Below are 14,168 nucleotides of genomic sequence, written 5' to 3'. Positions count from 1 at the left end.
GACTGGGCGGGTGGATTACGGCCCGGCCGCTTCGGGCGTTGAGGTGATGTAGCGGTCCTTCGTTCAGAAGTCGCCGCATCAGAGACTTTTCCCAAGGATGGGGGCGGACGCACCCTTGAACGGGTGCCGTGTGGTCGATGTACCGGATCGTGTATCGAGCGATGTCCGCCCGCATAGAGAGGATGGCCGCACCCCACCGTCGCTGCAAGGCGTCTGCGCGCCATGCCATCGCCGATGGCGGTGCACGGCAGCCGGAGCGGGGGTGTTCATCGACGTCTCAAAGTGTGTCGGATTGCCCTCCCATCCTGCTGCACGGTAGCGCTGCACGCGAACGCGAAATGAACGGAGCCGGCCTTTCCGGTCGGCCAAGCTCAGCGCTACTTTGCCGCCCGCTTCAACCGACCCTTCTGAACGGCGTCAATGGCGACACCATAGACGCGGTCGATCATTCCGCCGTCGTCCCAGCCTTCCGGCTTGGTCGCCCACTTGTCGCCGAACATCAGCGGTTTGTTCGCCAGCCACTCCTTCATCTGATAGCCGGCGGCCTCCAGCTTGGCGATGAAGCGCGGCGGGACGTGGAGGTTTTCAGGTCTGACAAAAGCGAACGTCCGCGTTGGGAACACGTCCATTCGCTTGATCGCGAAGCCGGTGCCGCGCGGGGACAGCACGCAGCGCTTCTCACCCTGGCCCCTGCGGTAGTGGCCCAGCAGGCTGTCGTAGGTCAAAATCTTGACCTTGTGATCCTCTTCGATCGTCGACATCCGCTTGCGACGCGACTCGTTTCCATCATGGTCGGCCGATCTGCCGATTATCAGCACGCGGCGCAGCTTTAGGGGGTTTCGCTCCCGGCCCGATGGAACGAGGATCGGTCGCACGCTCTCGCGCACTTCTGCTGGATGTTCTTCGAAGAACTCCTTCCAGACGTGGGTCTGGCTCAGCGCTTCCTCGAATGCCGAAGTCGGCTTTACGTGCTTGCTGCTGCCGCTGAAGATTTTTTTGTGCGGAGATTCGATTTCCACCAGCACCAGGATCCATGTCGCTGAGTCGCTCATAAGATAGGCGAAGTCGGCGGTGCGCGGTCCAATCGGAAACTTCGAAATTACCGAGTTCATCGCCATCGGATGGTTCTGGAACCACGACGGGATCAGGAACTCCGTATGCTCCTCGAGAAACTTCTGCGCGTGGTTCTCGGTTTTTTTCGGATCGTCTATCAGCGCCTCGAACTGCCTAGCGATCTCCTCGTCCGGCTTGACCCCCACGCTGCCCCCTTTACGATGATGTTTGGCCAACATGCTGCAGCGGCGGCCAGCCGCCAATACCGAACAGCACTGGGCGCGGTCGCTTACTGGGTCCAATCGGTCCAGGCGCATTCCCTACATTCGATGACGTAGTAGACATCGTCGCGCGCGCGGTCTTCCTGCGTGCTTCGCTTCAACTCAGTGCTCGCGCATGTCGGGCAGACGAGATAGGGCAGCGGATCACCACCCGTGGCGTGGCTCGCCGTCAGCTCGAGGAGCTTAGTCTGGAGCCTGCGCGCGATCTCGAGGTCGCGGGGTTGCCCGGTGAGTTCGGCTGCGATCTGGTCAAGCGTCATGTCGCCGGAGAGGTCAAAGCCGCGATAATCGGCGACGAGTGCCGGTAGCGCGGTGCCATCGATCATTAGGGGAACGATCCGCAGCCCGTCGTCGTCGACGCGCCCGCGGATGAAGGCGCGGACCTCGGTTCCAACCCAGTTCGAAGCATGCGCCGCTGCAGACCAGAGGAGTACGAACACGTCAGATTCCGTCAGGCCACGCTCGATGCCGCCGGTGATGGACTCGCCGGGACGTATCTCCCACTCGTCGAACCAGACGTCGACGCCCTGTTCGACAAGCAGCACGGCGAGCGCCCGTGCGCTAGTCTTGTCTGCCTTGTTGTGGCTGATGAAGACCTTCACCGCGTTGCTCCAGATTGATCCTGCGCTGTCCACGTCAACGCAAGCCAATCACTTGGCGAAGCCTACGGGGCGGCGACCTGCGATATCTCATATTGCCACGAACGCCGGATCGCAATTGAGCCTATCTGACGATCCACATGACTTGCGCAGGGTTGGGACGCTTCCGGCGAGGGCTGATGCGCACCTTTGAGCTGCATCCCGACCGCGTCCGGGCAGTTGCATTTCAAGACCGCGACCGCGAGCCGACGCCCGGGAACAAGGTCTGCTGAGGGATCAGGGAGACTTGGGCTTCGCGGCGAGACCATCAACGTAGGCACGCGCTGCCGGATCGGTGATGATGCCTCGGATGAGCGCTGAGCGCCATCCGTTCACGGCGAAGCTCCGGTCGGATGTCTTCTGCGCAAATGCCCACGCCTGATCGTAGGTGAAACCGAGATCGTCGACATGCTCTCGGATCTCGTCCGCCATGGTGGACCAGTATGTCGCCATTTGAGTGTGGAACGCTGGTCCGAAAACGTTCGCCAAATGGAACTGTACCGCCGCAAGCATCACTGAAGGGACCGTCGGAGAGGCCGTCGGCAGAAAGGTCGCCGCAGCGTAGGGCGGCTGCACCAAGATCTGCCAGATCTCCTTTTCGGTCGTGGTTTCGAAGTAGGGATGTAAGAACCGCTCTGGTGGCGCCGTGCCCTTAAAGGTCTTGCCCTTCGCGCCGCTGTTGCAGAGTCCGCAAGCCGGAACGAGGTTGCATGGCAGAACCGAGAACTCCGGAAACTCGTCGCGGGGGAGATAGTGATCGAGTGTGCCAATGGTCGGCGATCCGCACATCGGACAGCACAGGATGCCCACGGTCTGGCGGATGCGCGTAATGGGGCCGCCATTCTTGCGGTTGTCGTAGAGCGCGAGCTGCTCCTTCACAAGATTCACAGAAAAAACGGCGGGCGACAAGATCCACGGATCGCCGCATGCCTTGCGATAGTGCGCGTAGGCGCACTTCCAGACGGCCTCCTGACCGACGAATGCAGGTTTCTTGAGGATGGACGTCAGCTCGGCGTCCTCCTTGATGTCCGTCATTGGTCTCGCGAGCGGCCACATCAAAACTGGTCCGCGCGGATGGCGTGCGCGACGATGGACAGTGTGGTCGAGCTGAGTTGATTGCCGTAGCGCTCGATGATCCCGTCGATGCCGATCTCCCGGCCTTCGGTCTTTCCCCATGTCTCAAGGCGTTCTCGGTAGCGCGCCGAGACCGCGCTGTCGATGAACACGAACTGGGAGAGGTCGTCGATGTTAGCCCCGAAGGTCTGCATGCGCGGCCGGTCCGCCAGGATCGTGCCGTCCTCGTCGCGGGAGAGCACGGTGACCCGCTGGCGCGGGACCTCCCGCAGGACATAAGCAGAGTGCGTCGCGATGATCGCGACGGAACGCGACCTCGCTAGGAGTTCTTGGAGCAGATCCATGAATTGCGAGACGTAGTTGGGATGAAGGTGGGTCTCGGGCTCATCGAACAGCAGCAGGCTCCCGTTCTCCACCGAGGCGGCCGCTTGTGCGGCGAACTGGATCATCGCGAGCTCCCCGCTGCTCAGCCGGCGGGGTTCCATCCGGTCGGAGAGCACGACCGCTGTTCCCGACATGTCGATGAACGAGGCGAGCTGATTCTTCTGCCTCTCGTTGTATCGTTCATGCAGAGCGACATACGCGATCCCATCCACCTCGATGTGGGATCTGAAGGCTGCCGCACGGGTCTTGGGTCTTAACGGGACGTAAAGGCGCTTCCACATCCCAAGCTGCTCTAGCGATACCTCTAGAAGCTGTGCACGAGTGCGGAGCGTGCCGTCCGCCCCAAAGGCGGATCCGTCGTCGCGCAGGGCGTCGAGAAGCGACTGCAGGAAAGCTCGGCCGAGCGGATGGGGGTCCGCCGCCACAGCGAAGTATTCGTAGTCGATGTCAAACCAGGGCGGGATCGACTTGCGGTAAGGGTCGCTCGGCACGGATGAAAAGACGATGGTGCGGGTAAAGCGCGCGGACTTACCGATGTCGGCGCTCGTCACGTCTTCGCGGGCCCCTTCGTCGGTCAGGCCCTCGACGATCGAACGAAGCAGCTGCGTCTTGCCGACTCCGTTCCGCCCGATGAGGACGCAGGCGCGGTCGTCGAAGATCGGATCGGGCTCGAAATCGAAATCGACCGTAACCGGCTCGGGACTGCCTGGGAGCGGAGCCTTGACCGGAAACGTCGCTGCGGCATCGTCGACGGCATCTCTTGGCTTGGGGCGCAGATACTGCCCTCCGCGACGGTAGGCGGTGTATCTAGTCGCACTGCGCACGACGCCGACATGGAAGTCCTCGGCGAGCGTCAACGCGATTACTTCATCATCCTCCTGCTCCAGGTTCGCAAGGACCACGTCGTGCATGGCCCGCAGCGCGAAGACCGCATTGTCGAAGCCGATGCCTTCGACCAGCTGGCGGTATTGCATTGCCTCGCCTTGCAGCGAGCAGAAGGGCACTTCAACCTGCTCGATCGGATAAATGGGGCTTTCCGCGCTGACGACGCTCTTGATGTAGTCCTTCGCGTTGGACGACCCGACGAACATGATACGTAGGTTGACGCGTGTTTCCTCGCCGTCCTCGGCCAGGAGGTAGAGGTAGGCATAATGCCGCATGTTGTAGTCGTTAAAATTGTCCTCGTCGGGAATGATGGCGAGGAGCGGGCGGCCCTCCACCGTGCGCGCAGCTTCGAGCGAGCGGGCAAGGAGGACGATTGCGGTGGCTTTGTCTGTGGGTGCACGGGGCATGTAGGTCTCGGTCGGAAATTCTGCGTAAGGGATCAGGGTTAGGTAAGGCGGGGACGGAATCTCACCGTCAGGACAGCGTGGCGGGGGTCAGCCGCCGCGCGAGCCCGCTTACCAGCTCGGCTTGGCCGCCGAACGCCTTGGAACGCCGCGAGTAGGTCAAGGTCTTGCTCTCCTTGCTGCCGGACACGATCACGGCTTGCTGCTAAAATCCCACTCGTAGCCGTTTTGCGCGCTCCTTAAAGGCCTCCTCGCCGCCTTCGAGAATGTTGCACACGCATTCGCGAATGGCCAAATCCTCCAATCCACCAGCCTGGTAGCGGATTTCAGGGAGCTGCCCCGGACGGTGGGGACCGCAGGTCGCCACGATAACCTGATCTGCATCGGTGTTGACGATAAGATTGGCATTATGGGTGACGATGATGATCTGCCGACGCTGCTTGGCCGATCGGAAGCGCTCCACTAGCTCGACGAAGATCGAGCGCGGATCGAGGTTTTCTTCCGGCTGATCGATGATGAGCGGGCGATCGTCGTCAGTGTCGATCACAAGGTAGAGCAGCAGCAGCACTATCCCGCGCGTGCCCGGTGACAGTCGCTCTACGTCCGTCCCGTCATATTGAATGCCGTAGGCGGTCTGGATATGGTCGGTGCCGTAGAGCCAGGCGGACACGTCGCCCGCCCACTGACGATAACCGGCAGCTTCAGCCGGGTCGCGCCGATCGTATGGGCAGCATTGAATGATTGCCGAATCGTGCGCCTCCCGAAACGTCGCAAGGGCCGTCGACACCTCCTCAGCCGTGCCCGCGCTCCAAGCCGGAAGGAGACTGGCGCGCGCGAGATCGGCCAGCGTGCCCGTGCGCAGCTTCGACCCCTTGCGTAGGTCCAGCAATGCTTCTCCATTCCGCGCCCAAGCGTCGACGTCGACGCGTCGTCGGACCTCGAACGCAAGGTTGCGCGCCGATCCACTCTCGGCCTCGATGCGGGTAGCGAGCGGGGCATACAAGCGGGACAACTCGGCCTGCTCGGCAACCACCGCGTCGAACACACGGGTATAGGCAGCCCGGCGCTCGTCGCGGATCGCCAGCAGACGCGCGGGCGCCTTCTCTGCCGTCTCGATCTGGCGTTAAAGATTAGCCGCCTGTCCCTCGTCGGCTGCGATCTTGCTGTTAAGCGTCGTCAGCGCCTTTGCAGCTGCCCGATCGACGCCAATCAGCCCCTCAAGCCGCTGCGTTTCTGCCGCCAGTACCGCAATCGATAAACTTTCAAGCTGCGCACCTTGCGGGAGGTAGGAAGCGGCGACAGGCGACGTTCCGGCCGCTAGCGCGACGGGTGTGCCGGCAAGCGCCGTCAGCGCCTTCACCACTGCAACGCGCTCGCCGACGATCGCTTCGTCAACATCGCCCGCGAACGTCATCTCAAAGAGGGGCCATAGCGCCTCCGGTATCTCCGCCGCCTCGTGGCGCTGGCGCATCTGCCGAAGGGCGTCAGGGAAGGTCCGCGTGCGCGCCAGCGCTACTTCCTGCGTGAGCGTATCAAGCGCATTGCGGCGCCGTTCGAGCTGTTCATGCTCCGACCGGCGTTTCTGCAACGCCCCCGCAACGACGTTGTAGGCGTCGAGACGCGCCTGATCGCCGCCACTCTTCCCCACGAGGGCGGTGCGGTCGGCCTGCGCCTTGGAGATCGTCCCTTGCAGATTCGTCAGCCTGACGCGGAGCGGCGCGATGCTTGCCTCTTTCTCGCGCTCAGCGACGAACTCCGTCGCCAGGTCGCGCAGCTCGTCCTCAGCCTGATTCCGTGTCGTGCGCGCGCTCTCCGCGCGCAGATCAAGGAGTTGGTCAAAGTCCGTAGCGCCTAGCCGCTCTTCCGTTGGGTGAGCAAGAAAGATGACACGCTGTATCTCGGTCAGCAGCTCGTCGGTCAGTCCCTCAGCCGAGCATAGGCGGTCGACGAACTGCTGGGAGAGATAGCGCACCTGTGGTTCACCGTCTTCGCCGTCACCTTGCAGGATACTGGCGATGGTTTCGCTACAGGCCGAGCCGTCATCCCAATTCAACTCGACCGTCGCGCCTGCGAGGTGGTCGCGCGCGCGGTGCACGAAGGATAGCTTGTTTGACTTCAGCAACAACGCGGCACCGCCAGCGGCGATCAGATCGGCAAGCGCCGTCTTGCCAGATCCTCGCGCGCCGATGATTCCGATTAGGCCAGGGTTAAGGGGCACGACGGCATCGCGGAGGAAAGGCGCGCCCTTTACGCCGACTTCCGTCATCACCTGCGATGGCTGTGCTGCGGGCGGCGCCGCAGTCCCAACGAAAACCCGCATCTCCGGCTCAAGACACGCTTGACGTAGCGTCTCGAATGTCACCTGCCCTTTCAGCCAGCACCGGCGATCCTGCGCCGGTGCCGCCACCATCTCAGTACGATGCGCATCGCTGCCGTGCAGGCATGGCTTGAGGCCGCTATACTCGGCCACCAACGCCTCGCGCGTGATCGACGCCTTGCCGAGCCAGAATTTCCGATCGCCCGGCCTGCTCGAAAAGATGACGTCGGATGCGCGCTCGATCTCGCGCCGTAGCCGCGTTAGCGACGCATCGCCTTGCAGGCCCGCAGTGCCGTCGCCGCTATTCGCAGCGACCGCGAGAAGAATGTTTGCTCGCGCCCAATCGCTTGCCTTCATCGCCTCGCGCAGATTGGCGAGGTCGACCTTGAATTGGTTGGTGCCAGCTTCCAGCGCGCGTTCGTCGCTTGTTGCGTTGACGTCATGAGCGCGGCCGAGCCGCATGATATCGCCTGGGGTGCAGCGGTAGCGCTCGCCTAGCGCCTCGAACCGCAGATCGGAGAGGAAGGCGTGCAGGCGGGCGAGATGGTCGTGGTCGTCGGGCGAGACCAGAAGGTGGAGATTGACCGCCGATCCCCGAGCGGTGCCGATCCCCAAGCGAAGCTCGACATTGGGGAAGATCAAGTCGACACCCGCCAGCCGCCCCGCCCTTTTATAAGCAACGGCCTGCTCGTAAGTCGCAGTGCTGAAATAGTCGGTGATGCCGAGCGCGCGTACCGGAGGACTAGATTTCTCGATCCGGGCCAAGAATTGCTCCCATCCATCCGCAGCGGGGTATTGGTCGGCAAGGATGGTGCCAGGTGAGTGGATATGGGGATCCCACCGATGCCAGACCGATCCCCTGCTAAGCTGTCCCGCCATTTCAACCGCCCTTCTCGATGCTCTGTTCGGCACCTGATCGAGGGCCGATATAGATTTACAGTGCGTTGTGAGTAAGAGCGAGGCTGCGAAAGACAGGGGAACTGGACACCAACATGGCGCCTTGTCCGAAACAACATCTTTTTTGGGAAGTCGCTGGCAGGCGGGATGGGCTGCCACGCGCCGACTTTTCGCTTTTCACCATGAATGGACGGCAGGAGTGGGGGAACCGGAAATAGGCCGCGAATGGCCGAGTCTGGGTCGATCCAGCCAATCGGAGTGGTGCAGCATGATGCGGATCAACATCGCCACCTCTTGGCGTAATGGTGAACCTCAAGACGCCACTCACCGACAACTCTTGGGTCTCGACTAGTGCTTGAGCCCTTGCGGAAGGCCGTCGCGTGTAGCAGATTACAGGTCGAGGGGCTGCACGCAGCAGCCCTGCACGAGCTTGAAGAGGAAAACCGGACGAGGGTGGCGCACCGCCATCATCGCGTGGATCGCACCAATCGGACTGATCACCGGAACCATCGGGTTCAACGCCAGCATTCACGTTCATGTGAGTGCCCCAGCAACGGAGGTTACCATGGTAGCACACGTCGATACGAAGGTGCACGGTGAGGCGAGCGCGAGCGGTGGTCCTGGTTGGCGCTGATCCACGCAAATGATGGGGTAACCCACCCCCGGTCTTTCTACTCAAGGTATCGCGCGGCGGGTTCGATCCCCGCCACCACCGCCAGTTTCCGGAAGCCCGCCTAGCCAGCGGGCTTCCCCACTCTGGCGCAGACTATCAGGATTGAACTCAGTACAAGCTCTCGGGTAATTCGCGGACCACCGAGCTTGCGCAGCGCATCAATGCCCGGAGCTAGCGAAAACCCCATCTTGATCGGCCGCATTGATACGCTTTAATTCGGTCTGTTTGTCTTCACCAACGACAGTCATCCGGTGGTCCACGCCAATTTTTGACGTTCCGGTGGTTGTGGGCATCAGCTGATGCCGCCTTTTCGATCGTGTCGGCTTTCGGCGGACGCGCCGGCGCATGATGGACAGCTCGCCGGAAAAGTAGCTGCAAACGCGCTGCGGATTGCCTGTGCACCAATATGAACGAGTAGCCGGACCTGGGAAGCCGTAAACACGCCGCGAACGACCGGCATTGGGTCATTGGGACCCACGAAAGAAGGGCTGTGGCGGTTGCTCCTGAAACAGCGCCCGATGGCTAGCATTCTGATTCAGCTTCAGTAGCCAAGGCCGCACCGCGACTAGCGTATTGGCGCTTGCTGCCGGGCTGTTCCCATCACCCGTAAGATAGCCACTCAGGATCGTTTGCTCCGAATGGTCCAATGATACGCACGGGCACTTCTGCTCGGTCTCTGAACAGGTCGACTTGGTCTTGCGGATAGCCGTTCCGGACGAGCCAGTCGTTGACCTCGAGGGTCTTGGGATCGCCCGTGAAGCGCTTTGGGAAGCCGTGAGCATGACCGCCGGGCGGGTCGATCAGATATCGCTGGCTCACTGTTATCACGCCTCAACATGTTCCGGTCGAGTTAGCTACTCGTACGACCGAAAGGCAATTCCATATAAGGATCGTGTGGCATCTCCTGAGACAGGTGGCGCGTGGAAAAATGAGGGCCAGCAGATTTGTCCAAGATCGTGAACGGCTCAAGCCTGCAGCCCCTTTCCGGCGAGAAGCCGAAGCAGATCGTCCTGCTTCTGCATGGCTACGGGTCGAACGGCGCTGACCTGATCTCGGTGGCGCCGCATTGGCAGCGAGGCTTGCCCGATACTCTGTTCCTGGCACCGAACGCGCCGCAGCGCTGCGGCATGGAGGGTGGCTACCAGTGGTGGCCGCTGACTGCCTTCACGCCCGCAGCCTTGGCCCAGGGAGCAAAGGAGGCGGCACCCGCAATCGACGCCTTTATCGACCGCAAGCTGGCCCAGTACGATTTGACCGACAGCGATCTTGCCATCGTCGGGTTCAGCCAGGGGACGATGATGGCACTCCATGTCGGTCTTCGCCGCACCCGACCGGTCGCCGCAGTCGTCGGCTATTCAGGTATGCTGACCGGCGCGCCGGAGCTGTCGCATGCTTCGATCACCAGGCCGCCCGTGCTGCTCATCCATGGTTCGGCGGATCCGGTGGTGCCGGTTGCTGCCCTGCATGCGGCCAAGTGCGAGCTCGAGCATCTCGGCATTGTCGTGACAGCGCACGTCTTGCCGGGCGTGAGCCACTCAGTCGACCCGGTCGGCCTGCGCATGGGCGGCGAATTCGTGGCGAAAGCCTTGCACGGAGCTGAAGCGGGCGAGCGCGTGACAAAGTGAAAGGGACCAGCGTTGCCCGCAGCGGCAATAATGCGCCTGAACGAACTTCGGGAACCGGAGCTGCGGCGAGACCAGTCAACGGCCAGTTCTGGGTCGCTGCTGGGGGCACGCGCGCGTGAGGCGCTGGTGGCTTGATCGGACCGTTGTCACGCCGAAGGTGCGCGTGGCGTAGCGCGGCTTTCGTAGTACTTAAGTAAGAAATCGACCGGGGGACATCGTAGGAGCGTCGACTTGCGGCAAGTCCGCTCCGAGCTAGCCGGAGATCTCTGCTCGTGCGTGGGACAGGAGCCGCGTGACGCAGTAGAAGCCGTTTCAGGCGCTTCGTTGCCCGTAACGAGCCAAAGAGCCACGACGTCCCTTACGGCCCAATTTGGGCCTGTTGAGACGCCGAGACGTCTATCTCCGGCGAGAGCTCATCGCAGATCGGGATGATGCCACGTGGCGCTCCCATCTCGTTCAGCCCAAGTCATTGAGCCAGCCCGAAATGCGACTATGCTTTGCCCAATGGGGGACAGGGCGGGCAACTTCGATTTTCTGCGCGCCTGCGATGAGCGGCTTCGCCGCGTCACGACGCTGGCCGAGCGTTATGTGTTCGATGACCCCGCAGTGTGCCTGTTCAGGCTCAGGCAATTTGGCGAGTTTCTGACGAAAGATATCGCAGCTCGGCATGCAATGTTGCCCGACCCGGCCGCCGGCTTCGACGATATACTTCGGCTTCTGCGTGCGCGCTCTATCTTGCCGAGGGAGGCCAGCGACTGGCTTTACCACCTTAAACGTGTCGGAAATGCCGCTGCTCACGAGGACGAAGGCACGGCTAGCGAGGCGCTGGCCGCCCTGAAGATCGCTCGTGCGGCGGCGATCTGGTTCTACAAATCATATTGCGGCGCGGCCAACTTCAAGGCCGGACCCTTCGTCCCACCGCAGCCGCGTGTGGACGCAACTCAGGAACTTCTTGGTGAAATCGAGGCCCTCCGCTCGGCAGTGAAGGCGAGTGGTGACGAGGCGGCCAAAGCGCAATTGGCGCGTCAGAAGGCCGAGCAGGATCGGCTGGACGCTGCTGCTACAACAGAAAGACTTACGGAAGAACGTGCCTTCTGGGAGCAATATGCGGCAGACACGGAGGCGTCGGCTGGAAGTGCACGGGCTGAACTTGCCGCCCTTCAAGCTGCTGCCATTGCCGCCCCACCAGCTCAGCTTACGCTGCTCATGCAGGCAGCTGCGCGCGAGTCACAAGCCCTCGAGCTCGACGAGGCGACCACGCGTGTCTTGATTGATGACCAGTTGCGCGCTGCTGGCTGGGAAGCGGACACGACCAAGCTCCGGCACTCCCGTGGAACCCGACCCGAATACGGCAAGGCAATGGCGATCGCTGAATGGCCGACACGCAGCGGTCCCGTCGACTATGCATTGTTTATCGATGGTCGTTGCGCCGGTGTCATCGAAGCCAAGCAAGAAGTGAGGGACGTGCCCGGAAGGCTCGGCCAGGCGAAGCGCTATGCCCGCGACGTCACCCTAACCATCGACGAGTTGCCGACGGAAGGGTCCTGGCACGAACGCGACGGGGACCGATTTGTGGTGCCTTTTCTGTTCGTCACCAATGGTCGCCCCTACGTGAAGCAGTTGGCGACGAAGTCGGGTATTTGGTTCTGGGATGCCCGGACTCCGTCGATCCACCCGCGCGCACTGCCGGAGTGGTTCTCGCCACGCGACCTGACCGAGCGACTGCAGCAGGTTACCGAAAGCACCACGGAGGCGGTCGCGGATCAAGAGATCGGCGTGTCGGGGCTGCGACCCTATCAAACCGATGCCATTGCCGCCGTCGAGACGGCAATCGCCGCCGGACAGCAGAATATCCTGCTAGCCATGGCAACGGGCACGGGCAAAACTCGCCTTGCAATCGCGCTAATGTTCGAGGTGCTGCGCCGCAAGCGTTTCCGCCGCATCCTGTTCCTCGTCGATCGCAACGCGCTCGGGCGTCAGACGCTCGACGCGATGAGCACGACCGACACCAGCGGCTTCCTGAAATTCGACGAGGTGTTCGGCGTTGCCGACATGGCGAAGAAGTTTCCCGAGGCGACGGATCGTGTCCAGGTCGCCACCGTGCAGGCAATGGTCAAACGGGTTTTCGACGCTCCGTCCGCGCAGCGGCCCACGCCCGGGACCTACGATCTGATCATCGTGGATGAGGCGCATCGCGGCTACACGCTCGACGCCGAGCTCCGCGAGGACGATCTTGGTTTCCGCAACCTCGACGAATATCTGTCGGCCTATCGTCGCGTTCTCGAATACTTCGATGCGACCCGCGTCGCGTTGACCGCCACGCCAGCGCTACACACGCGCGAAATCTTCGGGCCTCCGGTGTTTCGCTACGGCTATCGTCAGGCGGTCATCGACGGGTTCCTGATCGACCACCGCCCGACGCGCCGGATCACCACAGCGCTCAGCCAGACCGGGATCAACTTCGAGCAAGGCGAGGAAGTGAATATCCTCGATCCGCGAACCGGGCAGATCGATTTGTTCGACCTCCCGGATGAGGTCGCCTTCGAGGTCGGGGAGTTCAACAAGAAGGTCTACACTCGGTCGTTCAACCGCGCCGTCGCAGATGCCATCGCGCGGGAATGCCCGCCGACCGAGCGCGGCAAGACGCTGCTATTTGCGGCCCGTGACGATCACGCCGACATCCTCGTCGAGGAGCTGCGTGCCGCGCTGACCGAGGAATACGGGCCGCTGCCCCACGATCTGGTCGGCAAAATCACCGGCTCGATCGACAAGCCGCTCGACGAAATCAAGAAGTTCAAGAACGATCCGCGCCCCAAATACGTCGTCACGGTCGACCTGCTGACCACCGGCATCGACGTGCCCGCCATTACAAACCTGGTCTTCGTACGCCGAGTGAATAGCCGCATCCTGTACGACCAGATGATCGGACGAGCGACGCGGCGCTGCGACGAGATCGGCAAGGAATATTTCCGCATCTTCGACGCCGTCGATATCTACGCGAACCTTCAGGACATGACCGACATGCGCCCGGTCGTCGTCGATCCGTCGCTGACCTTCGCCACCTTGCTCGGCGACCTCGACCGTGCGCCGACGGACGAGGATCGTGGCTATGTCCGCGACCAGATCGTCGTGAAGCTGCGGCAGCGCATCACGCATATCGATGGCGACCGGCGGCAAGCGCTCGAACTCGTTCTCGGCACGCTCGAAGACATTGCCGACCGGCTCAAGTCTGCGCCGCCTGAAGACACTGCCGCGCTGTTCAGTCAGCATCCCACGCTCGCCGCGATCCTCGATGGCGCAAACCCAGACCGCCGCGTGTCTGGCATCATGATCTCCGAGCACGACGACGAGCTGGTGTCGGTCGAGGATGATTTCGGCGGTAAGGCCAGCCCGCAGGACTATATCGAAAGCTTCGAAGCCTTCGTGCGCGGCAACATGAACGCCGTGCCCGCGCTTATTGCCGCGACCCAGCGTCCGCGCGAGTTGACGCGAAAGGAGCTGAAGGAAATCGCCGTCCTGCTTGACGCCCAAGGGTTCTCCGAGGCCGGCTTGCGCGCCGCCTATGGCCGCGCCCGCAATGCCGACATTGCGGCACACATCATCGGGTTCGTGCGCCAGGCAGCGCTCGGCGACCCGCTCGTGCCCTACGCGACCCGCGTGGAGAACGGCGTTGCTCGTCTGATCGCGTCGCGCGACTGGACGCCGAAGCAGAAGCGATGGCTGGACCGTATCGGTCGAGCGCTCCAGAGCCAGCCCGTCGGCGACCCTGCAATCATGTCCGACCCGCTGTTCGCGCAGAACGGCGGGTTTGAAGCAGTCGATCGTGATTTCGATGCACGCCTGAGTGAAGTTCTAATGGACCTGAACACGGCCATCTGGGACAGCCAGGCAGCGTAACGGATAAGGAAATAGTAGATTGAACCCCTCGTCCGATCTG

10 protein-coding genes are annotated in these 14,168 nt (G+C 62.2%); 2 read left to right on the top strand and 8 right to left on the bottom strand.

Annotated elements, in window-relative coordinates; genetic code table 11:
• Nucleotides 1-377 precede the first annotated feature (377 nt).
• From FMM06_RS06235 to FMM06_RS16720, 8 genes are all read right to left on the bottom strand, one after another.
• Nucleotides 378-1,259 (bottom strand): Shedu anti-phage system protein SduA domain-containing protein, encoded by an 882-nt coding sequence (locus FMM06_RS06235; RefSeq protein WP_185965065.1) that lies wholly within the window; start codon nucleotides 1,257-1,259, stop codon nucleotides 378-380.
• Between the two features lie 83 nt (nucleotides 1,260-1,342).
• Nucleotides 1,343-1,936, bottom strand: coding sequence for a toll/interleukin-1 receptor domain-containing protein (locus tag FMM06_RS06230; RefSeq protein WP_185965064.1), 594 nt, complete (start codon nucleotides 1,934-1,936; stop codon nucleotides 1,343-1,345).
• 273 nt (nucleotides 1,937-2,209) lie between these two features.
• Entirely contained in the window at nucleotides 2,210-3,007 is a 798-nt protein-coding gene (locus FMM06_RS06225; RefSeq protein ID WP_144236421.1) for an HNH endonuclease, read from the bottom strand.
• 20 nt (nucleotides 3,008-3,027) lie between these two features.
• Complete coding sequence (locus tag FMM06_RS06220; protein ID WP_144236420.1) at nucleotides 3,028-4,722, bottom strand: ATP-dependent nuclease; 1,695 nt, start codon at nucleotides 4,720-4,722, stop codon at nucleotides 3,028-3,030.
• A gap of 67 nt (nucleotides 4,723-4,789) precedes the next feature.
• Nucleotides 4,790-4,915: a hypothetical protein gene (locus FMM06_RS17335; protein ID WP_268900665.1), complete on the bottom strand. Its 126-nt coding sequence runs from the start codon at nucleotides 4,913-4,915 to the stop codon at nucleotides 4,790-4,792.
• Between the two features lie 9 nt (nucleotides 4,916-4,924).
• Nucleotides 4,925-5,389 (bottom strand): AAA family ATPase, encoded by a 465-nt coding sequence (locus FMM06_RS17480; protein WP_456237317.1) that lies wholly within the window; start codon nucleotides 5,387-5,389, stop codon nucleotides 4,925-4,927.
• 453 nt (nucleotides 5,390-5,842) lie between these two features.
• The gene (locus FMM06_RS06215) at nucleotides 5,843-7,801 is read right to left on the bottom strand and encodes an AAA family ATPase (protein ID WP_207790248.1); all 1,959 of its coding nucleotides are present in this window, start codon (nucleotides 7,799-7,801) and stop codon (nucleotides 5,843-5,845) included.
• A 522-nt stretch (nucleotides 7,802-8,323) separates the two neighbouring features.
• The gene (locus tag FMM06_RS16720) at nucleotides 8,324-8,461 is read right to left on the bottom strand and encodes a hypothetical protein (protein WP_185965063.1); all 138 of its coding nucleotides are present in this window, start codon (nucleotides 8,459-8,461) and stop codon (nucleotides 8,324-8,326) included.
• A 1,089-nt stretch (nucleotides 8,462-9,550) separates the two neighbouring features.
• On the opposite strand from FMM06_RS16720, the gene FMM06_RS06210 reads away from it, so the two are divergent.
• A complete protein-coding gene (locus FMM06_RS06210) occupies nucleotides 9,551-10,231 on the top strand; it encodes an alpha/beta hydrolase (protein ID WP_235889110.1) in 681 nt (226 codons plus the stop codon).
• A 504-nt stretch (nucleotides 10,232-10,735) separates the two neighbouring features.
• Entirely contained in the window at nucleotides 10,736-14,128 is a 3,393-nt protein-coding gene (gene hsdR, locus FMM06_RS06205; RefSeq protein ID WP_207790247.1) for a type I restriction-modification system endonuclease, read from the top strand.
• Nucleotides 14,129-14,168 lie beyond the last annotated feature (40 nt).

Source organism: Glacieibacterium frigidum, from assembly GCF_007097155.1.
In the GTDB taxonomy this organism is placed as follows: Bacteria; Pseudomonadota; Alphaproteobacteria; order Sphingomonadales; family Sphingomonadaceae; genus Glacieibacterium; species Glacieibacterium frigidum.
The sequence above is the reverse complement of the archived record's forward strand: the minus strand, read 5'-3'. Positions and strand labels throughout refer to the sequence as shown.

Bases quoted from the DNA above. Each gene is read 5' to 3' on its own strand.
- FMM06_RS06225 (WP_144236421.1), bottom strand. From the start codon at position 3,007: ATGACGGACATCAAGGAGGACGCCGAGCTGACGTCCATCCTCAAGAAA.
- FMM06_RS06220 (WP_144236420.1), bottom strand. From the start codon at position 4,722: ATGCCCCGTGCACCCACAGACAAAGCCACCGCAATCGTCCTCCTTGCC.
- FMM06_RS16720 (WP_185965063.1), bottom strand. From the start codon at position 8,461: ATGCTGGCGTTGAACCCGATGGTTCCGGTGATCAGTCCGATTGGTGCG.
- hsdR (WP_207790247.1), top strand. From the start codon at position 10,736: ATGGGGGACAGGGCGGGCAACTTCGATTTTCTGCGCGCCTGCGATGAG.